25 protein-coding genes and 5 pseudogenes are annotated in these 24,845 nt (G+C 42.7%); 4 read left to right on the top strand and 26 right to left on the bottom strand.

Features of this window, described 5'->3' with window-relative positions:
- Positions 1-4 precede the first annotated feature (4 nt).
- The 14 genes from folD to NXM86_RS05060 all read right to left on the bottom strand — a co-directional run bounded on the left by folD (position 5) and on the right by NXM86_RS05060 (position 9,486).
- The gene (folD, locus tag NXM86_RS05125; protein WP_171698543.1) at positions 5-868 is read right to left on the bottom strand and encodes a bifunctional methylenetetrahydrofolate dehydrogenase/methenyltetrahydrofolate cyclohydrolase FolD; all 864 of its coding nucleotides are present in this window, start codon (positions 866-868) and stop codon (positions 5-7) included.
- Positions 869-886: 18 nt separating this feature from the next.
- Complete coding sequence (gene nusB / locus NXM86_RS05120; protein ID WP_498958998.1) at positions 887-1,285, bottom strand: transcription antitermination factor NusB; 399 nt, start codon at positions 1,283-1,285, stop codon at positions 887-889.
- Between the two features lie 273 nt (positions 1,286-1,558).
- Complete coding sequence (locus tag NXM86_RS05115; protein WP_062752876.1) at positions 1,559-1,954, bottom strand: Asp23/Gls24 family envelope stress response protein; 396 nt, start codon at positions 1,952-1,954, stop codon at positions 1,559-1,561.
- 18 nt (positions 1,955-1,972) lie between these two features.
- Positions 1,973-3,325 carry an acetyl-CoA carboxylase biotin carboxylase subunit gene (accC, locus tag NXM86_RS05110; RefSeq protein ID WP_498958696.1) on the bottom strand — a complete coding sequence of 451 codons (1,353 nt, stop codon included), beginning with the start codon at positions 3,323-3,325 and terminating at the stop codon, positions 1,973-1,975.
- Positions 3,326-3,340: 15 nt separating this feature from the next.
- Complete coding sequence (gene accB, locus NXM86_RS05105) at positions 3,341-3,850, bottom strand: acetyl-CoA carboxylase biotin carboxyl carrier protein (protein ID WP_081188148.1); 510 nt, start codon at positions 3,848-3,850, stop codon at positions 3,341-3,343.
- A 148-nt stretch (positions 3,851-3,998) separates the two neighbouring features.
- The gene (locus NXM86_RS05100) at positions 3,999-4,571 is read right to left on the bottom strand and encodes a SpoIIIAH-like family protein (protein ID WP_015864450.1); all 573 of its coding nucleotides are present in this window, start codon (positions 4,569-4,571) and stop codon (positions 3,999-4,001) included.
- A 23-nt stretch (positions 4,572-4,594) separates the two neighbouring features.
- Positions 4,595-5,221, bottom strand: a complete 627-nt coding sequence (gene spoIIIAG, locus NXM86_RS05095; protein WP_015864451.1) for a stage III sporulation protein AG — start codon at positions 5,219-5,221, stop codon at positions 4,595-4,597.
- Complete coding sequence (gene spoIIIAF / locus NXM86_RS05090; RefSeq protein ID WP_015864452.1) at positions 5,205-5,831, bottom strand: stage III sporulation protein AF; 627 nt, start codon at positions 5,829-5,831, stop codon at positions 5,205-5,207. Before spoIIIAF ends, spoIIIAG begins: the two co-directional genes overlap by 17 nt.
- 12 nt (positions 5,832-5,843) lie before the next feature.
- Entirely contained in the window at positions 5,844-6,992 is a 1,149-nt protein-coding gene (gene spoIIIAE, locus NXM86_RS05085) for a stage III sporulation protein AE (RefSeq protein ID WP_187252130.1), read from the bottom strand.
- Between the two features lie 40 nt (positions 6,993-7,032).
- The gene (spoIIIAD, locus tag NXM86_RS05080; protein ID WP_062678715.1) at positions 7,033-7,416 is read right to left on the bottom strand and encodes a stage III sporulation protein AD; all 384 of its coding nucleotides are present in this window, start codon (positions 7,414-7,416) and stop codon (positions 7,033-7,035) included.
- A 21-nt stretch (positions 7,417-7,437) separates the two neighbouring features.
- Positions 7,438-7,644: a stage III sporulation protein AC gene (spoIIIAC, locus tag NXM86_RS05075; RefSeq protein ID WP_015864455.1), complete on the bottom strand. Its 207-nt coding sequence runs from the start codon at positions 7,642-7,644 to the stop codon at positions 7,438-7,440.
- A gap of 64 nt (positions 7,645-7,708) precedes the next feature.
- The gene (spoIIIAB, locus tag NXM86_RS05070) at positions 7,709-8,221 is read right to left on the bottom strand and encodes a stage III sporulation protein SpoIIIAB (RefSeq protein ID WP_015864456.1); all 513 of its coding nucleotides are present in this window, start codon (positions 8,219-8,221) and stop codon (positions 7,709-7,711) included.
- A complete protein-coding gene (gene spoIIIAA / locus NXM86_RS05065) occupies positions 8,218-9,144 on the bottom strand; it encodes a stage III sporulation protein AA (protein ID WP_015864457.1) in 927 nt (308 codons plus the stop codon). Before spoIIIAA ends, spoIIIAB begins: the two co-directional genes overlap by 4 nt.
- Positions 9,145-9,204: 60 nt before the next feature.
- Entirely contained in the window at positions 9,205-9,486 is a 282-nt protein-coding gene (locus NXM86_RS05060) for a YqhV family protein (protein WP_015864458.1), read from the bottom strand.
- A gap of 187 nt (positions 9,487-9,673) precedes the next feature.
- On the opposite strand from NXM86_RS05060, the gene NXM86_RS05055 reads away from it, so the two are divergent.
- On the top strand, positions 9,674-9,895 hold the full coding sequence (locus NXM86_RS05055; protein WP_062752880.1) for a hypothetical protein: 222 nt from the start codon (positions 9,674-9,676) through the stop codon (positions 9,893-9,895).
- On the opposite strand, the gene efp is transcribed toward NXM86_RS05055, so the two are convergent.
- The 4 genes and pseudogenes from efp to NXM86_RS05035 all read right to left on the bottom strand — a co-directional run bounded on the left by efp (position 9,892) and on the right by NXM86_RS05035 (position 12,521).
- The gene (gene efp / locus NXM86_RS05050; protein WP_015864459.1) at positions 9,892-10,449 is read right to left on the bottom strand and encodes an elongation factor P; all 558 of its coding nucleotides are present in this window, start codon (positions 10,447-10,449) and stop codon (positions 9,892-9,894) included. The two genes, NXM86_RS05055 and efp, sit on opposite strands and share 4 nt — an antisense overlap.
- A 27-nt stretch (positions 10,450-10,476) precedes the next feature.
- Positions 10,477-11,538 (bottom strand): M24 family metallopeptidase, encoded by a 1,062-nt coding sequence (locus tag NXM86_RS05045; RefSeq protein WP_081188142.1) that lies wholly within the window; start codon positions 11,536-11,538, stop codon positions 10,477-10,479.
- 93 nt (positions 11,539-11,631) lie between these two features.
- A pseudogene (locus tag NXM86_RS05040) lies at positions 11,632-11,942 on the bottom strand (type II 3-dehydroquinate dehydratase); the annotation flags it as partial.
- A 66-nt stretch (positions 11,943-12,008) separates the two neighbouring features.
- Positions 12,009-12,521, bottom strand: a complete 513-nt coding sequence (locus tag NXM86_RS05035) for a YqhR family membrane protein (RefSeq protein ID WP_205424580.1) — start codon at positions 12,519-12,521, stop codon at positions 12,009-12,011.
- A 193-nt stretch (positions 12,522-12,714) separates the two neighbouring features.
- On the opposite strand from NXM86_RS05035, the gene NXM86_RS05030 reads away from it, so the two are divergent.
- Positions 12,715-13,659 (top strand): DUF1385 domain-containing protein, encoded by a 945-nt coding sequence (locus NXM86_RS05030; RefSeq protein ID WP_081188140.1) that lies wholly within the window; start codon positions 12,715-12,717, stop codon positions 13,657-13,659.
- A gap of 21 nt (positions 13,660-13,680) precedes the next feature.
- Positions 13,681-14,041, top strand: a pseudogene (locus NXM86_RS05025) (SA1362 family protein).
- Between the two features lie 146 nt (positions 14,042-14,187).
- On the opposite strand, the pseudogene NXM86_RS05020 reads toward NXM86_RS05025, so the two are convergent.
- From NXM86_RS05020 to NXM86_RS05005, 4 genes and pseudogenes are all read right to left on the bottom strand, one after another.
- A pseudogene (locus NXM86_RS05020) lies at positions 14,188-15,071 on the bottom strand (patatin-like phospholipase family protein).
- Between the two features lie 89 nt (positions 15,072-15,160).
- On the bottom strand, positions 15,161-15,589 hold the full coding sequence (gene mntR, locus NXM86_RS05015; protein ID WP_015864465.1) for a transcriptional regulator MntR: 429 nt from the start codon (positions 15,587-15,589) through the stop codon (positions 15,161-15,163).
- Positions 15,590-15,797: 208 nt separating this feature from the next.
- Positions 15,798-17,066 (bottom strand): DUF445 domain-containing protein, encoded by a 1,269-nt coding sequence (locus tag NXM86_RS05010; RefSeq protein WP_081188138.1) that lies wholly within the window; start codon positions 17,064-17,066, stop codon positions 15,798-15,800.
- Between the two features lie 269 nt (positions 17,067-17,335).
- The gene (locus NXM86_RS05005) at positions 17,336-18,367 is read right to left on the bottom strand and encodes a DUF2332 domain-containing protein (RefSeq protein WP_081188137.1); all 1,032 of its coding nucleotides are present in this window, start codon (positions 18,365-18,367) and stop codon (positions 17,336-17,338) included.
- A gap of 115 nt (positions 18,368-18,482) precedes the next feature.
- Between NXM86_RS05005 and NXM86_RS05000 the strand changes: the two genes are divergently transcribed.
- On the top strand, positions 18,483-18,983 hold the full coding sequence (locus NXM86_RS05000; protein ID WP_015864468.1) for a hypothetical protein: 501 nt from the start codon (positions 18,483-18,485) through the stop codon (positions 18,981-18,983).
- A gap of 82 nt (positions 18,984-19,065) precedes the next feature.
- Here the strand turns inward: NXM86_RS05000 and NXM86_RS04995 are convergent, their stop codons facing one another.
- The 4 genes and pseudogenes from NXM86_RS04995 to NXM86_RS04980 form a co-directional block, all read right to left on the bottom strand.
- Positions 19,066-20,475, bottom strand: a complete 1,410-nt coding sequence (locus tag NXM86_RS04995; protein WP_089097909.1) for a glycoside hydrolase family 18 protein — start codon at positions 20,473-20,475, stop codon at positions 19,066-19,068.
- A gap of 129 nt (positions 20,476-20,604) precedes the next feature.
- A pseudogene (locus NXM86_RS04990) lies at positions 20,605-22,392 on the bottom strand (vitamin B12-dependent ribonucleotide reductase); the annotation flags it as partial.
- Positions 22,393-22,815: 423 nt separating this feature from the next.
- Positions 22,816-23,601 (bottom strand): annotated as a pseudogene (locus tag NXM86_RS04985) (ribonucleotide reductase N-terminal alpha domain-containing protein); the annotation flags it as partial.
- 258 nt (positions 23,602-23,859) lie between these two features.
- Positions 23,860-24,696 carry a lipoate--protein ligase family protein gene (locus NXM86_RS04980; RefSeq protein WP_498958694.1) on the bottom strand — a complete coding sequence of 279 codons (837 nt, stop codon included), beginning with the start codon at positions 24,694-24,696 and terminating at the stop codon, positions 23,860-23,862.
- Positions 24,697-24,845 lie beyond the last annotated feature (149 nt).

Raw genomic sequence — 24,845 nt, 5'->3', positions numbered from 1 at the left:
CTTATTAGTGAACTTCCCGATGCGCACGTTCTTTTGCCGCTTCGAGCGTGTTATGAAGCAACATTGTAATCGTCATCGGTCCGACCCCTTTTGGAACCGGCGTGATATAGCCTGCCACTTCCTTTACTTCATCAAAGTTGACATCTCCGCAAAGTTTTCCGTTTTCTAACCGGTTGACGCCAACATCAATGACGATGGCCCCTTGTTTCACATGTTCCGCACCAATAAGACGCGCTTTGCCTACAGCAACAATTAAAATATCTGCTTGGCGCGTAATAGACGCTAAATCTTTTGTTTTTGAATGGCAGTACGTGACAGTCGCATGTTCGCGCAAAAATAATTGTCCGACCGGTTTGCCGACGATATTGCTGCGGCCAACGACCACAACGTGTTTTCCAGCGATATCCACTCCGATGGACTTTACCATCACTAAAATGCCATGTGGCGTGCAGGGGAGAAACGCTTTTTGCCCAACCATCATTCTTCCTACATTGATAGGATGAAACCCATCTACATCTTTTTCAGGTGAAATCGTTTCAATTACTTTTAATTCGTTAATATGCTTTGGAAGCGGAAGCTGCACTAAAATGCCGTGTACAGAAGGATCTTCGTTCAATTCTTTTATTTTCTCCAATAAAAATTCTTCTGTAATGGTAGCTGGAAATGTTAACAATGTAGAACGAATTCCGACTTCCGCACACGCTTTTTGTTTCCCCTTTACATATGAATGAGAAGCAGGATCATCGCCGACAAGAATCACTGCCAATCCTGGTTCGATTCCTTCACGTTTAAGCTGTTCTACCTCTTTGGCTAATTGCATCCGTTTTTCTTTTGCCAATTCTGCACCGCTAATGATTTGTGCTGTCATCGTTTCCATTTCCCCTCTCTATTCTTGAATATGTAACGCATCTTTCACTTTTGAAAGCACACCGTTTACAAAACTGCCTGATTTCGTGTCGCCAAATTTTTTCGCTAATTCGACCGCCTCATCTAAACTCACTTTAACCGGAACATCATCGACATATTTCATTTCATATGTCGCCATCCGCAAAATCGCCCGGTCAACGTTGGCAACACGCTCTAACGTCCATTTTTCAAGATTAGCGCGCAGCAATGCATCAATTTCTTCTTGATGCTCTGTAACACCAATGACAAGATGACGTAAAAATGGGTCGACCTCTTTGCCACCTGTTACGTTTTGCAGCGCTTCCTCTGGAGGTATATGCCCTACATCAACTTGAAATAGCGCCTGCAACGCCTTTTCTCTCGCTTCATGCCGCTTCATCATTTTCGCCTCCTTCCCTCAAACACGAACATTTATATGATGATCATATCATATTTTTCGGATAAACGATACTATTATTTACACAAATCATTAGCTCCATTTTTTAGCGGTTCATTTTCCGATCGTTCCTATGTCAAAATGGAAGTTTTTCATTGGGCAATCATCTTTTTTCCTGCATCTTCCTCTCCATAAAAAAGGCCCGTTCATTACAATAACAAACTTTCAGCAAAAATACAAAGGGGCACCATCGCTAAGCGAATGTGCCCTGCATTCTTATTGTTCTGCTTCTTGTTCTTTTCCTCCATCAAACTGAATTCCAACAATATGAACATTCACTTCGCTCGCTTCAAGCCCTGTCATGTTAAAGAGAGCCTGGCGAACGTTTTCTTGAACTTTTTTCGCTACATTTGGAATCGAAACGCCAAATTGAATGAGACAATAAATGTCGATCGCAACACCTTCTTCTCTTAAATCCACTTTTACGCCTTTTCCATGATTTTTCTTTCCAAAGCGTTCGACAACACCGGCAGCAAAGTTCCCCCGCATTTGCGCAATTCCTTCTACTTCACTTGCAGCGATGCCGGCGATGACTTCAATGACTTCAGGCGCAATTTCCACTTTTCCTAATCCGCCTTCTTCTTGCTCCATCTCAAAAATATGTTCTGACATCGTACACACCTCCCGTTATTATGATTTCATAATATCATATAACTCCAGAAATTTCGTATTAAACTCGCCTTTTACGAATTTTTCGTGCTCGAATAATTTTATGTGAAACGGAATCGTTGTATGAATACCATCAATGATAAACTCGCTTAATGCTCGCTTCATGCGGGCGATTGCTTCCTCACGGGTAGGGGCGTGTACGATCAATTTGGCAATCATCGAATCGTAATAAGGCGGAATCGTATAGCCTGGATATGCCGCGGAGTCAACCCGTACACCTAAACCGCCTGGAGGCAAGTACATATTGATTTTTCCAGGTGATGGCATAAAGTTTTTCTCTGGATTTTCCGCGTTGATCCGACATTCAATGGCCCATCCGTTAAACGTCACTTCATCTTGGGTAAGCGACAGCTTTTCTCCTGAAGCAATGCGAATTTGTTCTTTAATTAAATCTACTCCGGTAATTAACTCTGTGACCGGATGCTCCACTTGAATGCGTGTATTCATTTCCATGAAGTAAAATTTTTTCTCGTTATGGTCATAAATAAATTCTACCGTACCAGCGCCGGTATAATTGACGGCGCGCGCCGCTTGCACTGCTGCTTGTCCCATTTTTTGACGCGTTTCCTCGTCAAGCGCCGGCGATGGTGCTTCCTCAACAAGCTTTTGCAGACGGCGTTGAATCGAGCAGTCGCGTTCCCCAAGATGGATCACATTTCCGTATGAATCAGCAAGCACTTGAATTTCAACATGACGGAAGTCTTCAATGTATTTCTCTATGTATACACCTGGATTTCCAAACGCTGTGGCTGCCTCTTGCTGTGTAATGTTAATTCCTTTAACAAGCTCTTGCTCGTTTCTTGCCACGCGAATTCCTTTTCCGCCTCCGCCTGCTGTCGCTTTAATGATGACCGGATAGCCGATTTCGTTCGCTAAAGCAATCGCTTCATCCACACTTTCAATAATTCCTTTCGAACCTGGAACGATTGGTACGCCAGCCTCCCGCATCGTTTCACGAGCAACATCTTTAATTCCCATTTTTGTAATCGCTTCCGGGCTTGGACCGATAAACGTGATATTGCATTCGCGGCATAGCTCAGCAAACGCGGCATTTTCGGCTAAAAACCCGTACCCTGGGTGAATCGCGTCGCAACCCGTCAACGTAGCCACACTCATGATATTGGTAAAGTTTAAATAACTATCTTTTGATGCTGTCGGACCAATGCAATACGCTTCATCCGCAAGCTGTACGTGAAGCGCATCGCGATCTGCTTCTGAAAAAACGGCAACCGTTTCAATTCCAAGCTCTTTGCAAGCACGAATAATTCGAACGGCGATTTCTCCGCGATTGGCAATTAATACTTTTTTAATCATCGCTCGTTCTCTCCCTTATTCCGGTTTCACAAGAAATAGAGGTTGTCCATACTCAACAAGCTGCCCGTTTTCAACAAGCACTTCAACGATCTCTCCATTTACCTCTGCTTCGATTTCGTTAAATAGCTTCATCGCTTCAATAATACACACGACCGTATCTGTTTTTACTTTATCGCCCACTTTCACGTATGGAGGTGCGTCTGGCGATGGAGCTGCATAAAATGTGCCAACCATCGGCGAAGTGATTTTATGTAAATTTTCTGTATTTTTTACTTCTTGTTTTGGTGATTCTTGTTGTTTCACTTCTGTTGGCGAAGCAACTGGCTGTGTTGACGCTTGCGGTTTTACTTCCTCTATTACCGGCTTTGCTGCTTGTTCCACTGCTGGTTGAACCGTCGCTTGAACCAGTGCTTCTTTGGTTGGTTTTTTCATATGTACTTTTGTTCCATCATGTTCGTAAACAAATTCTTCGATGTTTGATTGATCAATGAGACGAATCAGTTCGCGAATTTCTTGGATTTTCATTTTCTCCACACCTTTCTTTCCGTTGTTCAGATTATGAATTCGTTATTATAAAATCCATTCATAACGATTATACACATAATGATTATACAATAAAACGGTTTTTTTTATCATAAAAATAAGCTGCCCTTTGTAGAGCAGCTGTTTTTCATTATCCAGCTGGTTGGAATTCGACAGTCACATTATCGACTTCCGGAATTTCACTTTTTACCATATGAATAACATCATTGGCAGATTGCGCAGAATGCTTTTTCGCTTTAATTGTCACACGCACTTGATCATCTTCAGCACGCACCAATACATCATTATACCCACCTTTTGATTTGATTAATGTTTCTAATGTCGCCTCTTTTTCCGCTAACGCCTCTAGCTTTTCAATTTTATCCATTGCTTCGCTTTTTTGCTGTGCGGTTGCGTTTGCGGAAGCAACAATATCATTTAATTGGTCGCGCAACCGGCTTCGTTCATCCTCAATTTGCATGCGAAGAGCAGTAAATACATCATCGCTTGAAACGCTGGAAGTGACTTTCCCATCTTTTGTTTCCATTTCTTCCACCGCTACGTCTGCCTTTTCTTTATCATTTACTTGCTGCTTTGTCACATTTTCATTATTCGTAAAAGCCATATCGTCATTCATGTCTTTCGGGGCCGTTACATAATAAACGGATAACACAACGACTAAACTTAGCATCGTTAATAGCCAAACGGTTTGTCTCTTTAACATACAACCATCCTCCCCACAACGTATTATTTTTTCGGCAATACAGCAACACGATAGCTTGGAACATTTAAAACGCGCGTCACTGCCTCAACAATCCATTTTTTTATTTGTAAGTTATCAGCGCCTTTCGCCACTACTAATACCCCTCGAATTTCCGGTTTTTTTGTTGTCAGTACGATCGGCGTTTCGTTCTCCCCATCGCGAACGATAACGACTTGTTCATTAGTAGAATGGTTTTCAATTTTTCGCTTTCCACCTTCGCGATCCGTTTCCTCTGTTGTTTGTTGTTGAGTGACGCGATTTTTCTCCAATATTTTCGTTTCCGTTGTGTCAATATTGACGACGACGGTCACATCTTCAACCCCTTCGATAGCTTCCAATGCGGTTTTCAGCTGTTCTTCGTAACGTTGTTCATAAGCGGCGATGATTTTTGATTTCGTATCTTGTTTTTGTCCAAATACTGGTTCTGCTTGTTGCGGCTCTTCTACTTTTCCTTTGATTGTTGGCGTAACTTCTTCTTTAGAGAAGTGGCTCATCACCATTAATGCAATCCCTGCTAATAATAAGAGAAACACATACGAAAACGGCGTTCGCTTCTGTTCTCCAGCTTCTTTTTTGGTGGACAAAAACAATCGTTTAATGACCTCGAGCATCCCCCCATTCCCTCCCCTTTACTTGCACGGCAATTTTATTTTCATCTACTTCCCATGTTGTTGCTAAAAATGTGCGTATTTCTTTTTCAAGTTGGTGATCATTGTTTGGTTCATTGATCGGCTTTGATGTGTCAATAATAACAGGCTGAATTTCTCCCAGCTTCTCCTGTTTTGTCAGCACTACTTCAATCGTTTCAATATCTTTTGGAATTTGTAAATTCTCTTTTTCTTTTGTTTGAAGAGAGACGTCCTCCACGCTTAATCCATATTCTTTCATCAACTCCTCATCCACCTTGTTTTTCATCTGGACAGCCATTTGTTCTAAAATATATGCACGTTGTGAGGCTTGTATTTCTTTTTTCTTCATTTCAATTTCATTTTTCATCATTTCTTGTTGACTCCCCTTTTCTGATATAATCGAGGCGAACCATCGATCCGGATCGATGGACAACAATTTTAAAATCGGAGACAACATAAGCAAAAGCAAAATCAGTCCAACGACCATTTTTACATATTTTTGCATATTGCTAGATGGAAGCAGTAAATCGATCATCGTAGCAAATAAAATGAAAATAAGAATATTTGTAACCCATTCGATCACAATTTGCATTGCTTTCCCCCTCTAACGAACCATCATCGTGATGTTTCCTGCTGTAATGATAATAGTTAAACTGAGGAAAAACATAAGCGATACGATCGCAAGAGAAGCGAAAACATACGCAATGCTTTTGCTCATAATACTAAGACAAGAAATGACCGGTCCCCCTCCAAGCGGCTGCATCACCGCTGCGGAAACCTTATAAATAAACGCAATGGCAAAAATTTTAAGCGCCGGAAACGCCGCGATGATAAATAAAATGACAACACCGACGATGCCAACTGTATTTTTCAATAACATCGAAGCTGTCACTACCGTATCCGCTGCATCGGTAAACATTTTTCCAACGACCGGGATAAAATTCCCCGTCACAAATTTTGCCGTCCGCAATGCAATGCCATCGGCAATCGCTGACGTTGCTCCTTTCACAGACATGACACCAAGAAAAATCGTCAAAATCACACCAAGTATTCCAATCCCAACTTTCGTGAGCAATTCAGCAAGCTGTGTTACTTTATAATGATCGGTTAACGTACTGACAATGCTTAAAAGCGCAGCTAAAAATAAAAGAGGCAACGTTACGTATTCCACAATCGTTCCCGTCGTATTCATCAGAAAAAGAATAATGGGATGGAAAAATGCCGCGGATATTACTCCCCCTGAAGAAGCTAGCAGCGCCAACAACAGCGGAATCATCGCGATCATAAAATGACTCATCGTCTGGACAGCGTCCAATGCGTAATCCATCGCCACCCGAAAACTATTTAACGCAATAATAAGGAGCACCATATAAACAACCGCGTAGGCAACTTTGCTGACGGTCTGTTGTTCAAATGCGTTTTGCAATGATTGCAGCACCATGCTAAATACCGTTAATAAAATTAAGGTACCAAGCAGCTTTCCGTTTGCTTGTAATTCATAAAAAAGAAATTTTCCAAACGCGATCAGCCATTCTTTTAGTGATAATTGTTTTTCCCCGCTTAAAAACTCGGCAATCGACCCTTTTTGGCTTTCTGGCAAAAATCCTCCGTATTTTGTCACAATATCTTCCCAATATTGACGAATTTCACTTATATCCAGCTGTTCCATTTGCTTTTGCACAAGTTGATCATTCGGCGAAGAAGCTTGTACAACAAATGGCGATAAAAAGAAGAAAAATAAGCCGACGACCATGACTACTTTTTCTTTCAATCCATCACCTCCCATTCTCACGTTATGACGAAGGAATTAAACCGATTACCGTTTCAATAATGGCTGTCAAAATCGGAATGGCCAGCGCCAAAATAATAATTTTCCCGCCAAGTTCGATTTTGGAAGCAATTGCTCCCTGACCAGCATCTTTCGAAATTTGGGCGGCAAATTCGGCAATGTAAGCAATACCAACAATTTTTAAAATCGTTTCAAAATAAATCATATTTATTTTTGTATCAGATGCCATTTTTTGTAACATACGCAAAATCTCGCTAATTTTATCGATGAGGAAAAGGAAAATAACACATCCTACAAATACCGTCAGTAAAAACGCCACACTTGATTTATGTTCTTTCAATAACACCACTAAAAACGTTGCAATTAAGCCAAGGCCGACAATTTGCAAAATTTCAATCGCCGCTCCCCCCTAACCTTGAAACAAAAACACATCTTTAATTTTTTGAAACAAGTCGCTGACAATCGAGGCGACCATAAATAAAATGTAAATGAAACCAAGAAGCGTCACCCATTGAGCGTATTCCTTCTTCCCCATTTGATCCAGCACCGTATGCAAAAACGCCACAACAATCCCGACCCCGGCGATTTTAAAAATAATATCCACGTCAATGCCCATTTTGTTCTGCCTCCTGTTTTATCTTAAATAGGCGAGAAGACTCCCACTTCTATGAAGCAAAAGTTCAAATCAATAAAATCACTAGTAACAATCCCGCAAGAACCCCTAAACTTTTCGCCATTTTTTCATAGCGGGCCTGCCTTTCGCGCGCATCCGCCTCTTCGCGCTCCAAATGAGCGAGCGCCAGCGCAATTTGTTTTTGTTGTGTCAGGCGATCATACTGTCCAAGCGTTTCTCCGAATTGTTTCATAATTTCTAACTCCCCCTGCTTTAACGCAGTCTCCTTCCATACCGCCTGCAGGCTTTCTTCCCATGCCTGATGCACACTCGTTTCGCCGACTTGCAGCTTAGCAGCGAATTGTGCAAACAGCTTGGACAGCGGCGATGATATTTGCCTGCTAATATGTAATGCTGCCTCAGATAAAGGAGTATGAGCATACATAATTTCTGCTTCTAATGCTTGCAGGGCCGCCTTTAACTGGCGAAGCTGTCTTGGGCGTTCATGCAACATTCTTGCTGCCTCAAATCCAGCCCATGTTGTCGTCAGCAGAATAAGAAGCGCACCGACAAGTTTCATCTGCTCCTCACCGCCTGTTCATACAGCACCACCCCATTTGCATCAGTAATGCGCCTTACTGTTCCTGGCCCATATTCGTTTGTCAATTCCACAAATCGGTCAAATACACCTTGTTCAATAATCGGACGCAATGTGGGGCGTTGAAACACATCCTTCCATTTTCTACCGTGTACAGTTGTCCATATACATACCCCTGCATTTACTGCTTCTAAAATTGCTTCACTATCTTCGGCACGGCCAATTTCATCCACGATTAGTACGTCTGGACTCATCGAGCGAATCATCATCATCATTCCCTCTGCTTTTGGGCATGCATCGAGTACGTCAACACGGTTTCCGAGCTCAAATTGCGGAATTCCTTTCACACATCCCGCAATTTCAGAACGTTCATCGACAATGCCAACTTTTTGTGATGGAATGTGTTTCTCATTAATTCCCATACTTATCATTCGCGCCGCGTCACGAAGCAGTGTCGTTTTTCCTGTTTGCGGTGAACCGATAATCATCGTGTTATACCAGCGGCCATTGTACACATACGGAAGGAGAGGCTCGGCAATTCCGATTCTTTGCTTAGCAATTCGAATGTTAAAAGAAGTAACATGGCGAATCGCTTTCACGCTTCCGCCGTCTGTCACTACTTTTCCTGCTAGTCCAACACGATGGCCTCCTTGTACTGTAATAAACCCTCGCTTGAGCTCTTCTTCTATGGCATAAATCGAATATTGGCTTAGTTTATTGAGCAAATGTATGCCATCTTCGGAAGTCACTTGATATGGCAAAAAATGTGCTTTCCCTTTTACGATCACTTCTAATGGACGAAGAACTCTCACCCGAATTTCCTCGATTTGCTCATGCCATGAAGGAGGCAGTTGTTGCAATATCGCAGCAATCGTTTTTGGAAGTATATCCCATACGGCTTGCATTTTGTTCCTCCTTCCTGATGGACTAGTTCATATGTATGGGATAGAAAACGAATTTATGACTTACTTATAAATACCGATGAGAATAAGAATGACCCCTAAAGCGATAAAACCTAATTTCGAAAAAGAAAGCTCGTCTGCTAAAGAAAGCAGGCCAATCGTCATCGTGATGATAAAAATAGTCGGTCCAACCACTGCAAGGATTGCATTGACGGCCAACGCTTTTTTGACATCATTGAACAGCAGCATGACAAGAGCAGCGATCATCTCTATCGCAGCCGACAGCAACCGCATTCCTGCCATTGACAAAACAGCTGGTTCGATAAATTGCAGCCACCGTTTCATTTGTTCCTCCTAATATAAAAATGAGATGGTTAGTACAAGCGTATGCCGTAACAGGGAATTTCAGAAGAGATTTTTTTGCGACAATGAACTCTTAAGAAGAGGTATATGGACACATTTTCAAAAACAGTTTTATAATGGAAGAAGAGGGGGATGGTAAATAATCATCGAAAACGAAGGGGGGAAAATTATGTGGAAACTTTCTACATTCGGGAAAATTACCTTTTGGATTGGATGTATATTTGCAGTTCCCGGAATTTTTGGTCTGTTCCATAATTTTTTGCTAGCAAGAGATATATCGACATCGATTAATTATGTCTTCATTGGCGTCATGCTCATCAGTGCATCTTTTTTATACGAAAAGAAAAACAAAAAACCCCCTGCGCCAAGCGCAAGGGGCAAACAACGTTAGGCACGGGAAACGTATGTGCCATCTGCTGTGTTGATAATTAACGTGTCTCCTTCATTGACAAAGAACGGAACTTGAACAACAAGACCAGTTTCTAACTTCGCTGGCTTCGAACCGCCAGAAGCGGTATCGCCTTTAATGCCCGGTTCTGTTTCTACTACTTTTAATTCAACAGTATTTGGAAGTTCTACCCCAATCGTTTCACCTTGGTACATCATGATGTAAACTTCCATGTTTTCTTTTAAAAATTTCAATTCATGTTCGATTTGTTTCGCCGGAAGTTCGATTTGCTCGTATGTTTCCATATCCATAAATACGTGCTGATCGCCGTTGGCATATAAATATTGCATTTTTCGCGTATCGATTTGCGCGCGGTTTACTTTTTCACCAGCGCGGAACGTTTTTTCCTGAATCGCACCTGTACGAAGGTTGCGAAGTTTTGAACGGACAAATGCCGCACCTTTACCAGGTTTGACGTGCTGGAAGTCCATAACACGCCAAATATCGCCATCTACTTCAATCGTTAATCCTGTACGAAAATCGTTTACTGAAATCATCCGTTAAAATCCTCCCACACGATAAATTTATAAAATGATCAGTTCCTTTGGCGAATGAGTCAGCGATTCATTACCGTTTTCGGTGACAACCGTATCATCTTCAATGCGCACGCCGCCAAGTCCCGCTATGTAAATGCCCGGCTCTACGGTGACAACCATTCCAGGCTCGAGCACAACATCGGAACGAACTGATAGCGCCGGTCCTTCATGAATCTCCAATCCAATCCCGTGACCAGTCGAATGCCCAAAATACTCTCCATACCCTTTTTCTGTAATGTAATCACGAGTAAGCGCATCCGCTTCCTTTCCGGTCATTCCGGGCTTAATCCCTTCCATGCCGCGCAATTGAGCTTGGAGCACAATGTCATAAATCGTTTTCAACTCGTCGCTAATTTCGCCCACTGCGACTGTTCTTGTAATGTCGGAACAATATCCTTTGTAATAGGCGCCAAAATCAAGGGTGACGAGCTCGCCTTTTTCAATGACTTTATCAGTTGCCACTCCATGCGGCAATGCAGAGCGGTAGCCAGATGCGACAATGATATCAAATGAAGAGGAAGTCGCACCTTGTTTGCGCATAAAAAATTCCAGCTCATTCGCCACATCAATTTCTTTTACGCCTGGACGAATAAAGGAAAGAATGTGTTCAAATGCCGCATCGGCAATTTCCGCCGCTTCCTTTAATATCTTAATCTCTGATTCCGACTTAATCAAGCGCAACTTTTCAATCACATTGGAAGTCGGGACGAGTTTCGCGTTAACCTCTTTTTCATATGCTTTAAACGTTGCATAAGAAATGTCTTCTTGCTCAAAACCGAGTTTTTGAATGTTGAGGCGGGCAACTTGCTTAGCGACTTCTTCTATAATCGGCCCGGTATGTTTTATAATTTCAAAACCTTGCACTTGTTTGGACGCTTGCTCGACATAGCGGAAATCAGTAATAAATACCGCTTTATCTTGGCTAATGACAGCGACGCCTGCCGTACCCGTAAAACCGGTAATATAACGACGGTTATATGGATTGGTTACAAGCATTCCGTCAATGCCATGTTCGGCAAACGATGCACGTAATTTTACTAATTTTTCCATATCCACTCTCCTCTTCCTATATGTCTAATAACGCTAAAATGGCTATCCGCTACCCTGCTAATCCAAAGGCAAAATTAAAACAGTGACAGACTAATGACGAAGCGGCTCACGCGCGTGAATATTGGAAATATGTACTTCCACCACTGGGGCGCTAACATTAGCAATCGCGCCATGAATTGCATAGCTATAATGTGTAGATGCACCGACATTTAAAATGATTTTCCTTCCATCTCATGAATACTGCTCTGAAAGCAAGTTAACGTTGCACCCAGCGCGCTCCTCAGCAAACGATATTCATTCCTGTTCTAAGTTATGGAGCGTTGTGCTTCCATAAAATACGGTTCCCGCTTGCCAAGAAGATTCAAGTTCGGACCGTTAATGAGAAGAAGATGCGCTATGTTCATATGCTTCAATCATCGAAAGAATATTTAAACATTCATTATTTTATCATAAAAGCGCACTGCCTCACACTACTTATTTGCTGTTTTCGTTTGTGTTTGTCGATTCATTTCTTGCATTTCAAATGAAATCGAATATCCGATGAAAACTCCATATAAAATGTATAAACAAAGTGTCGTAATAATTGTATTCCGCTCTAAATGTGAAACAGCTTCCAAATTCGGAAAAAGCGGATTTAACCCATAAAATACGATAAGCCATAAAACGACGCCGTACAAAATTCCTCCCCACATTCCTTTAATTTGTTTTAAGGCAACATAATAAATAAGAGCGACTAATATGGATAATAATCCGATGAGAAAAATGGCGATGTAATTTCCAAGCTTTCCGTATTTCCAGTCACCGGCAACCCATGGGAACAAAATCATATTTGGGCTAATTTCCGTAAAGTGAAAAAAGTAAGCTAAATATCCTAATAGACTCCAAAATACTCCACCGACAAACCCAGTAATCACGACTTTCATAAGAATAGACATCGAGCGCTCCTTCTTATTTTGCTCATACTGCGCCTGATTTTCTGCCATTTCGCTTTGCACCTCCTTATAGGTAGTATGACCGATTATCAATAAAGTCATGAATATAACGATAAAAAAAGCACAACATCGTATGTGTAAATATTGAAATTTTTGGAAATAATAATTATTGCACCAATCTAGAGGTTTCTAGATGTTTCTTGTAGAATAAAATTAGTAAAGAAAAAATAGGTTGGTGTCAACAATGAAAAACATAACAAAACCAGTGTATGGCGGCCAGGCAGTGGTAGAAGGGGTCATGTTTGCTGGAAAAATATATTCTGTTACCGCAATTCGCCGCAAAGATCATTCCATTGAATACTTTCGTTTGCCGCGCCAAACAAATCCAACAGTTGCGTTTCTCAAAAAAATCCCGTTTATTCGCGGAATCGTCGCGATTATAGAAGCGAGCGCAAACGGGGCGAAACACTTGCAGTTTGCCAGCGAGCGTTATGAACTAGATCCAAACGAAGAACAAGCTTTGCAAAAAACAAAAACGGATTCGTCAAAACTTTCCCTCGTACTTGGCGTCGCAGTGATCGGGGTATTGTCCTTTTTATTCGCTAAAACCATTTTTACGCTTGTTCCTGTATTTTTAGCAGCATCCTTAAAACCGTTATTTCCTACAAAAATGGCACAAATTTTTGTAGAAGGAGCGTTTAAGCTTGCTTTGCTGCTAGCTTATATTTACTTTATTTCTTTAACCCCACTCATTAAACGCGTTTTTCAATATCATGGCGCGGAACATAAAGTAATCAACGCGTTCGAAGCAGGACTTCCTCTTACGGTAGAGAACGTCCAGCGTTCATCCCGGCTTCACTATCGCTGCGGCAGTAGCTTTATTTTATTTACTGTCATCGTCGGCTTATTTGTATATATGTTTGTTCCAACAGACCCTCTCTGGTTAAGAGTAGTCAACCGGCTTGCTCTTATTCCGGTTGTACTTGGCATTTCGTTTGAGGTATTGCAGTTTACGAATAAATTGCGTAATATCCCGGTTTTACGCTGGCTCGGTTACCCTGGTTTATGGCTACAGCTTCTTACCACAAAAGAACCGACAGATGACCAAGTCGAAGTTGCGATTGCTTCCTTTCAAGAGCTGCTTCGTTTAGAGAAAAACGTGGAAACAGAAACAAAAGCAGTTCAGTAATAATGTAAGGGGGTGGATTCATTGCGGCGCGGTGCCATTCATCCGCTTGTCGGGATTATCCTTTTTTTCGGAGTGTTCGGTTTCATATACGCCATTTTCGAACAGCCGACCGCTCTGTTTCGAAAAGCGATGTTCATTGCTCTTATGATTGCGGGAATATATGTTATCTATCATTTTGTTTTCAGACGACGTGTCAATAAAGATCATATCGCGTATTTAAAAGCGGTTCGCCAATCGAAAAAAACTCCATCCCCAAGCGGTTCGAAAACAAAAAACAAAAAGTACGAATCTAAAAATGAAACGCCTGCCAAGAAAACGAACCACTCATTTAACCGTCATCGAAGGAAAAAAAGGCAAAAAAAAGAATCGAGCATCGTTTTAGCTTGATTCTTTTTATTTTTGAAAAACTATATCAATTACGCTTTGACGCCTTTCTTCTATTTTTCACGAAGCCAGAATGGCGACATTTCGCCGCCCGAACGACGCGGACCGCTTTTAGACGAAATTGGGGTGCCTCCGCTTTTCTAGTTAATACGTCCATTTTGTGAGAAATTGTTCGGTTTTTTCTCTTCCGTATTGAATTAAGCGGTCTCTAATATCTGGGGTGAGGGAAAATTCGGTGGAAAAAACATTTTCTACGGGAAGAAACACGATATTTTTTCATGTCTCCGGGAAATGTAGCGGGTATCGTGTGCCTCCTTCATTGCGCTAAAAAGAGCTTCAAACAATTGGATGGCATTGTTAATGTTTCGCTTTGGCCTTTCCGTAAGCTTCGCGCTTAACTGTATGCCAAGAACAGGTCGTTTTTTCACTTTCTTTTCTTCATCAAATAAAAAAAGTGGGAAATTGCTGAGCACACCTCCGTCTACAATGATATATTTTCCTTCCTTCGTCTGTAATTTGACCGGTTCAAAAAAATATGGGATGCTAATGCTCATTCGAACCGCTTTGGCAACAGAAAATGTTGCTGGGTCGATTCCGTATTGCGGCAAATCATCTGGCAAAATACACATTCGTCCATTGGTGACATCTGACGCAATGATATATAAACTTTCTTTCGGCAAATCACCAAATGTTTTGACATCGCGTGCTGCCAATACTTCCTTTAACCATTGTTCAAATGCATCCCCTTTATAAAGTCCCATCCGCCAATAAAGCCTCACCCATTTCCATACTGGAAATGGAAACGGGCATTTCCGTTCATCAAGGAAACGCTCTAGCTCCAATTCATCCAACAAATCGGTCATTTCCTTGCTTGTATATCCCGCGGCAATCAATGCGGCAATGAGTGATCCTGCGCTCGTCCCAGCAAGCCGTCTCCAGCGAAGTCCTTTTGCTTCAATTGCTCCGTAAGCACCAATGAGCGCAAACCCTTTTATTCCACCGCCAGAAAATACGATGTCAATCTCCATGCTGCCTCCCCCTCTTATTTGCCGTTTGTATATATGTAAGAGGGAGAAACCCAATTTAGTACGCCAAATAAAAAAGAGTAAGATTTCCCTTACTCTTCTGCTTGTTCGTTCCGTTTTTGAATGTTACGAAGCGTCTCGATGCGCTTTGGATCTTCCTGGAAATATTGCACCAAATCGCCGATGCGGTCAATCGCGTTCCAGCTTAAATGGTGTTCAATTCCCTCGACATCGTGATAAATGTTTTCCTCATCCACACCGATAATGCGCATAAATTGTTCTAACAATTCGTGGCGGTATACAAGTCTTTTTCCGATTTTCTTTCCTTTCGCCGTTAACACTAAACCGCGGTATTTTTCATAAACTAAATACTCATCTTTATCCAATTTTTGCACCATTTTTGTGACAGAGGAGGGATGTACGGACAATGCCTCAGCTATATCTGATACTCGCGCATATCCTTTTTCTTCGATTAAAATGTAGATTTGTTCAATATAATCTTCCATACTTGGTGTCGGCAATTTCTGTTCCCTCCTATAAAACCATTGTAAGAAAAAAATAACAATCAGTATTATTATATCATGAGGGCTTAAAATGACAAGATTGGACTTCCTCTTCAGGGAAAAACTCGTCAATATATCGCTCATCTGTTAAAAATTTGTCATAAAATTTTCCACTACGAACAGAATGTTCCTCGTTTGCCATCCGATTCTTTTGGCGCTAGAACCATTAAATCAGCGCTTTGATTCCCGTTAAAAAAATCCCGATAATAAAACCGCAAATAGCTCCATTCACCCGAATCCATTGCAGGTCTTTTCCGATTTTATTTTCCATCATATGAATAAGCGTTTCATCATCCAGCTTATCCAAATTCTCCTGTACCAGCTTGCCTATTTTTGAATGGTTCTCTTCAACAAGGCTGTTAATTCCCTTTTTTATCCAATTTTCGATGATATTGATTTTTATTGGATCTTCTTTTAGTTTGTTCAGAAAGCGTGTTAAAAAGGGAAGAAGATACATATCCACAAACTTGCTGTCTTGAACAAAGGCCAATGCTTTCTGCTGAGCTTTCTGCAAAATTCCTGTTATTTTTTCAGCTGGCTCCCAATCAGCAATAAGATGGTTCTTCCAATTTTCGATTTCTTCCAACAGTTCCTTATTGTCCTTTATGTTTTTCAATTCCGTACGAACATGCAAAAGCAAAGCCTTCCTGTTTGGATTATCAGTCTGGCGCAAACTGCTTACAACACTAAGAAGGAAGTTTTGTAGTATGCTGCCGAGTTTTTCTTCATTCAATAGATTCTGAAAAGACTTTAACGCAAACTGCAGAAAACCGTCTAACTTTATATTGTCAAGCGCCCGTATTGCCAGATTTCCGAGTTGATTCTTTGTGGTACTTTTCCTTATCCATTCTTCTGCCTTGCCAAGAAGATAATCTAACGCCTTCTCATCATATTCACGAATGAGCGCTTGATTGATGGCAGACTGAAGAACAGTGCACATTTTAATGGAATAAAAAGAAGACTTTATTTCTTTTTCAACAAAAGGGGTAATTTTTTCAAGATTGATATGACTGATCATTTGTACGACGAGTGACACAGCCCCTTTTTTAACTGAGTCTGAATGAAGCATTTTCTCAAGGACGGGCAACATTTTCTCTGTAAAATGGATTTGTTTGATTTTATCCCTAATGCTTTCTTTTGAAAGCCAATCATTTTCAAGTGTAGAAACGAGTGCTTTTGTCATTCTTTCCCGATTTTTAGGCAAAAGAGCTGTATGGGGGATGGGAAGCCCCAATGGATGTCGGAATAAGGCAGTAACGGCGAACCAGTCGGCTAATCCACCCACAAGCCCCGCCTCAAAGCCTCCTTGTAGTAATCCGCCTAGAAACGATCCTTGGAAAGGAATGGTTGCGACAAAGCCGGTTCCCATAACAACAAGCGAAAAACTAGCTAATCGCTTTGATTTCTTTGGTTGCTTTGACTTTTTAGATATCATGCTTCCCTCATCCTTTATGATATAAATTACTTTAACCAAATGAGTGTAAAATGATGCACAAAGGAGTACTATGTCCAGCTTTTCTCGAATCCAACTTCTTGACGGTACCAAATATCGTTACAGATATGATATTGCCTTACAACAATATAGCAAATCTTTGTTCATATTTCATTCACATAGACTGGAATGACGCTGTTCTGCCTTTTCAATGAACCTCTCCCACCTACACTCTGTTTAGAGGTGGGAGACTTCTCGGTGGACATGTTAAATTAGCTGTGATCAAGCTCCCAGCGAAACCAACGGGCATGTCCATCTGTTTCTGCGACAATTTCGTTATGTTCGATGCCATCGATAAAGTAGTCAAGATGAAGCTTTGTGTCCCACATATTGTTATATAGATGGAAAATATCCCTCATTTGGCCAATCTCCCGAATTTGTTTGATAAGAAGCTGTTTTGCTTTATCAGGAATTTGGTTCGCCACATGGGTGTGAAACACGCAAATAATAGTATCTTCTGGAATTGTAGCTACTATGTTAGGTAAGAGCGCTATTCCATCTCCTTCTATGAAGCGAACAGGTGTTTGCTGCAGGCAGCGGGCGGCTTTTTGAAATAATTCGCGCCGCTCTTTATGCTCCGGCCAAATAAGCGCTTGCATCCATAAACAATCTTCCTCGTTTTGCAAATCATTCACATGCAAATCAATCCCTATACGCTCCGCAATCGGAGGACTTTTCGGCAGCAAAAATGGAAAGCGCTCTCCACGAACTTCGGAGGCAATCAAAACATTGGAATGCGGGTTTCCGTATGTCACGTGCGAACCGTAATCGTATCGGTACTTGTCCCACGCCAGCTGCAAACCGGCGCTCGTGCCAATTTCAATGAGCGATAAAGGCTTTTTGACCATATCATAAATAAAACAAAAACTCGGATACAAATACGCACAACGCCGAACCTCATTCGTCTGCACGAGTTTATTTGTCAACATCGCTGTAATGTCTTCTTGATAGTGGATACAGAAATCACGGAAATAAGGGAAAGCGTGTTGCGGGTTTCGTGGCCGGTCGACTATACTTCCATAGAATTCACGCAGCTCGTGCGTATATCCTTTGAGCAATAAATAGTGCACCGCTCCAAATAACAAGTTCGGAATCGGCTGGCCGCTTCGGGCAGCTGAAGCAAGGCGCAATATCTCTTCATCTTCGGCAACGTTTAATGACAGCTGTTCGTACAGTTCACTAGACCCACGGCATTCACGAATGGCAAAACGGCGAAACCGCTCAGAAATAATCTTTAGCGACATCTTTATCTTCTCCTCTCGTTTTCTATTCGTCAAAAACTTCTTTTCTCCCATTATCCATCATGACATTCCATTCCGGCAATGGTACAATGGAGTCAATAGAAAGGAGGGACATAAAATGGCGCAAGAATTAATCGAATTATTTCGTTCCGTTTTAAAAGAAGAGCTGCAGCCGGTTCATGAGCGGCTTGGTCGTCTCGAAGAGGGACAACAGCGGCTCGAAGAAAATCAACTTCGTTTGGAAGAACGACAGCAGCGATTGGAAGAACGGCAACAGCGGTTGGAAGAGCGACAGCAACGGTTAGAAGAACGGCAACAACGATTGGAAGAGCGACAGCAACGATTGGAAGAACGGCAACAACGATTGGAAGAGCAACAGCAGCGGTTAGAAGAGCGGCAACAACGTTGGGAAGAAAAACTAGACAATTTCCTTATTGAAACAAGAAGTCATTTCAAAAAAATCGAAGAAGAATTGGCTGAGCACCGCCGGATGTTTGAGCTACTTTCCAATGACTGGAGAAATGCGAAAATCGACATCGACTATTTAAGCGCAAAAACCGGAAAACATGACGCGGAAATTCATCAAATAAAGAAACGGCTCGAATTACAGCAGCTATAAACAACCATCCCCACAAACGAAAAAAAGCGCGTGCTGTCGGAGTGACCCGCTTACACGCACCTTCGTTGGAAAAGGCCATTTATCATCGCTTGCGAATTTGAAAATTGTCCTCTAACAGCACCCAATTTTCCGGATAAGAATAACCAAGCACCCAATAGCTAATGCCTCTTAGCTGATATTCTTTCACCAACTCAAATTTTGCCTGGGCACTGCGGGCATCCTCAAACCAGACTTCATGCGTCCGCCCCTGGTTGTCGACATAGCGGTAAAACGGCGATGCGGCGATTGGATCGTATTGAATCGTTGCTCCATAACGAATGGCGCGTTCTACTGCTTCCTGCGGGCTGAACGTTTCCGCCTCTTGCCCTTGTACGTGCGGAAGAACCCAGTCGCGCGCGTAAACTTGAAACCCCATAAAAATTTTATTTCTTGGTATTACGCTGACCGCGTAATTGAGCACCCTTCTAATTTGATGAACCGGGGAAATCGCCTGCGGCGGGCCAAGCCGGTATCCCCATTCATACGTCATCAGCACGACAAAATCGGCAATTCTCCCATGGGCTGGGTAATCATGCGCCTCATATAACAGTCCTTTTTGCTCCCCGCTTGTTTTTGGAGCAAGAGAAGTGGATACAAAATAGCCTTCCTGATGAAGGCGCTCCACAGCGCGTTGCAAAAACTGATTATACCGCTCCCGGTCAGACGGATAGACGTTTTCAAAATCAATGTTCAACCCGCGATATCCTTTTTCCCGCATCGTACGGACAACATTATCAAGCAGCCGGTTTTGCAATTGTGTATTGGAAAGGATCGTTTGCGCCAATCTGGATCCCGGATCTTTATACGTAAAATTGGTGATCGCCATCATTGGAACGACCCTTTCTGCCGCTATAGCCTGAATGATGGCTGCATCATTGAACGGATTGAGCCCGCCATCTGCTCTGATTGTATACGCAAACGGAGATACGTACGTTAAATGGCGGCCTACTTCCCTGACTTGCTGCGCCCCTTTTTCCCCCGGATCAATCGTAAATGCATTCACTTCAATGACCGGCTTAGAATGAGGAATCGTTAATACCATGCCGGGGAAAATTACGTTTGGATCGGCAATCCGATTGACTTGCAGGATGTCTTGCACGGTCATCCCATACCGCGCGGCGATTTGTGCCAACGTTTCTCCCCGCTGCACCGTGTGTGTTCTTGGCGGAATAAGAAGAACCGTTCCTGGGTAAAGAACGGAAGGGTTGCTGATTCGGTTGGCCCGAACAATCGCATCCATTGAAACGCCGTATCGCCTAGCGATAGCCCATAATGTTTCTCCCGGACGAACGGTATGATAGCGATATGGAACCGGAATGACGAGCGCCTGCCCGACCGCGAGACGATTGGGATCTTTGAGACCATTAGCCGCAATGATTTGATCCAGCATCACCCCGTAGCGTTGAGCAATCGCCCATAAGTTTTCCCCTCTCTGCACAATATGGATCAGCATCGTCTTCCTCCCCCAGTCAATAATTACACCTCATGCTACTATATTTTCGTTTTTCTGCTCTTATGAATGAAAAAAGCTGGCTCAGTCAGTTGACTAAGCCAGCTTTTCCGTTTTATTGATTTGCCTTGCTTACAGCCCGCATTTTAGCTGCGCGCCGCAGCTTGTGCATGTGTTGCAGCCGCCGATTTCTTCGACCGTACCTTCACGGCAAACCGGGCAAATGTTGCCGACTTCGGACCCGATCGTTACATCAGTTGCGCGCAAATCTTGAATCGTATCAACGAGAACAACGGCGCGTTTTGTTTCTTTGTCCTCTTCCTCTTCCGGGAGCAGTTCGAGCTGCTCTTCGGGCGTATTTTCTTCCGCTTTCAGTGTCAATACTTGCGCATCGCGGCTTCCGTCCACATAGACCGTACCGCCTTTTGCGCCGCCGCGCCATAAGCGTTCATATACTTTTTGCACTTGCTCAACGGTATATCCTTTTGGCGCGTTTACCGTTTTTGAAAGGCTGGAGTCGACCCAGCGCTGAATGATGCATTGCACATCCGCATGCGCTTCCGGCGATAAATCCATCGCCGTGACAAACCAATGCGGCAAGTTGTTCGGATCCGCTTCCGGATGTTTGTCCAAATATTCTTGAACGATATCGGCCTTCACCTCAATAAACTTGCCTAGGCGGCCGCTGCGGTAGTAAGAGAAGGAAAAATATGGTTCAAGCCCTGTAGAAACCCCAACCATCGTTCCAGTGGATCCAGTCGGAGCGACCGTAAGCAAATGCGAATTGCGAATGCCGTATTTCAAAATATCTTGGCGAATATCTTCCGGCATTCGTTTCATATAGCCGGTATTAATAAACGCTTCCCGCAGTTTTTGCGTTTCTTCTTCCGTTTCCCCAACAAGGAATGGGAAGCTGCCTTTTTCTTTCGCTAGTTCAATTGATGCGCGATAAGCGGTCGTCGCAATCGTCTTAAACAATTCATCGACAAGTTTGTTTCCTTCCTCGGAACCGTACTCTTTTTCGCAGTAAATAAGCAAATCAGCTAGTCCCATAACGCCAAGACCGATGCGGCGCTCCCCGAGCGCTTGTTTTTTGTTTTCTTCTAGGAAATACGGCGTTGCGTCAATAACGTTATCTTGCATTCTCACGCCGATTTCGACGGTGCGTTTTAATTTTTCATAGTCGACGACTTTCTTTTCTTTATCGACCATATTCGCCAGGTTAATGGCTGCTAGGTTGCAGACGGAATATGGTGCGAGAGGTTGTTCCCCACACGGGTTTGTCGCAACCACTTTTTGACCGTACGCTCGGGCGTTCGTCATTTCGTTGGCGTTATCGATGAAGAAAATGCCTGGTTCCGCGGAATACGTCGCGCAAATATTAATCAGCTTCCAAAGCTCGCGGGCGCGAATTTTGCGGTACACGCGCACGCGGTATCCCATTTTCTCCCATTCGCGTACATCGCCGACTTCGTGCCATTTTTCGTTGTAAATTCGCATTTCTTCTTCTGAGTAAGTTTCTACATCCGGGAAGCGCAGTTCGTACTCTTCATCTTTTTCGACGGCTTCCATAAACTCTTTTGTCAGGCAGACGGAAATGTTTGCTCCTGTTAAAAAGTCCGGATTATGTACCGTGTATGTGCCGCCTGTACGTAATTTTTCTTCTGCTTCTTTAATAATTTCTTCACTGAAGCCGCCGTAGCCCGGAACGTTTTTGTAGTTGACGATTGCTTGGTACATTGCTCGTTCCCGTTCGGTAAGCGGCGTGAATTTCAGTTTATCTTGCGCCGCTTTTTTAATTCCTTCGTCTTCCATATTTTCAATTAAGTAGCGCAAAATGCGCGGATTTTGCATTTTTGAGACGATGAACTCGATAATTTCCGGATGCCAGTCTGCCAGCATAATCATTTGCGCGCCACGCTATTTGTTACTCACTCCATATGATGGAGCGGGCTAGGTCATTTCTGCCTAGCTCTCCGTCTTTCGAACGGAGGTCAGACTATATCATCAAAGAAGAGAATGTGTCATCATCTCTTCTTTGTCTCGTGCCTCGTAACGTCGTTGCCGAGCGTTACGATTTACTCCTTCCATGGCCCCCAATATAACAACCACCTTGATTAATATTATAATTTTAATTTAATTATATTGGGAGCTGTAGGAAGTTTCAATAGTCGTTGAACCTTCATCTCCGTTTCCAGAGATGCTTGGCTGCTGGTTGCCCATTGTTACATCCAACTTGTTTTCAAACCATCACGCTCGCCGTTGCCGGCCACGTTGTGGTCAAGTTGGCTTTAGGGGGTTCCAGCAATTCACGAGATTTTACTCCCGCCATGGCGCTTTTTAACGGGAGCCACCTTGTTCGACAAGGTGGGTTAATTTCGCAATATCGTCAAGCCAGGAGACCGATCCGGACGATTTTCCGTTCACCCCGCGCGCTAACGTGTTGCGCGGACGCAATGTCGAGCCATTCGTGCCGACGCCGCCGCCGCGGCTCATAATTTCCATTACTTGTTTGCGATGCTCGGAAATCCCTTCACGAGAATCTTTTATAAACGGCATGACATAGCAGTTGAAATACGTCACATCTTTCCCGGATCCTGCGCCGTACAATACGCGGCCCGCTGGAACAAAGTTCAAGCTGACAAGCTCTTGATAAAACTTTTCAAACCACTCTTTCCGTTTTTCCTCCGTTTTTTCCACCGCTGCCAAGCCTGTTGCATTTCGTTTCGCGATTTGTTCGTAAAAGATTTCGAGCGGTTTGTCGATCACATCAAGCGAGCGGACGACGGTTCCCGTCTCTGCTTCTTCTCCTTCGAGTACGTGTCGATATTCTTCCTCAACGAGCACTTTCGCTTTTTTTGCTTCCCAATCAATATCGACGATAAAGCCCAAGCCGCGAGCCGGGAATTTCGGATCTTCTTTAATCGTCAATACGACAAAATCGCCGACTCCCAGCGTCAATTTTTCTGTATCTTTAAATGAGTAGCGATCCAACATCACTAAACGAGAAACGCCTTTATGCGTAATTTTCATATCCTCCGTAATTGGATGCACTTGCGGAAAAAGACGAATATCCTCATTCAACTTTTCGATATTAATTTTCATTTTTTCCGAAGACGCGACCGTCATTCTCCAATCTCTCCTCTTCTTTCTATTTTTTTATTACTTTTCTGCCTGCGTGTTCTGTCTTTTCTACCTTACCATATTAACCATAAAAAAACAATATATAGTATGTTTTTTAACAAAAAACATACTATATATTGTGTTTTGGTCAACTGTTTTTCATTTTGTCAAATAAAAAAAATAATAGAAAACGGCGAAAAAAGGAGAGAAACGAAAAAATTACGCCTTTTTTGCCGATAAATGAATGATTTTCCATGTTGCCAATCAGCGTTTGAAATTCCATTCATCGCTTTCATATTTCGTTCGTGCTAGCTCATGAACATATTCTAGTTCTTCCGACGATAACGTATATGGTTCCAGCACGATATCAAGCCCTTTTTCAAATCCTTTATAAAACGCTTCTTTCGCTTCTTCGATCGTAATCTTGCGGTCGGTCAATTCGTTAATCGCCACCGCCTTGTTTTTAAAATTGCGTTGCAGGCGCTCTTTTACCCGTTCGTTTGGATATTTAAACAAGCTGAAAAGCAAATCTTCATCCAAGTCAAGCAAAATCGAGCCGTGCTGCAAAATAACCCCTTTTTGCCGCGTCTGCGCACTGCCGGCAATTTTGCGGCCTTCGACGACAAGCTCATACCATGACGGCGCATCAAAACAGACGGCAGATCTTGGGCTTCTTAAATCCGCTTTCTCCTCTTCCGTTTTTGGCATGGCAAAATAGGCATTTAAGCCGAGAAAACGAAATCCTTCTAAAATTCCTTGCGAAATCACCCGATACGCCTCGGTCACCGTTTTTGGCATATCCGGATGTTCTTCGGAAACAATCACACTATACGTCAGCTCTTTATCATGAAGAACGCCTCGTCCTCCTGTCGGCCGTCTCACAAACCCGAGACCATGGCGTTTTACCGCTTCTAAATCAATTTCTTTTTCCACTTTTTGAAAATACCCGATCGATAACGTCGGCGGATTCCAACCATAAAAGCGAATCGTCGGCGGAATTTTGCCTTCGCTATGCCAGTCTAAAAGCGCCTCATCTAGCGCCATATTAAACGAAGGAGAACAGTATCCGGAGTCGATAAAGCGCCAAATTTCTTTTGCCATCTTTCAACCCTTCTTTTAATTTTAAAGTTTGCGTGCGTCTACTAGTTTAACAAACAATCCGAATCATGGAAAGAAAAAACGCTGTTATACTCTTCGAAAATATTTTGCTTATCAAAAGCAACGCTTATATAATAGAAGTTGGCAAATGA

The organism is Geobacillus sp. CX412, from assembly GCF_027942335.1.
In the GTDB taxonomy this organism is placed as follows: domain Bacteria; phylum Bacillota; class Bacilli; order Bacillales; family Anoxybacillaceae; genus Parageobacillus_B; species Parageobacillus_B toebii.
This window is presented reverse-complemented; position numbering and strand designations above follow the sequence as displayed.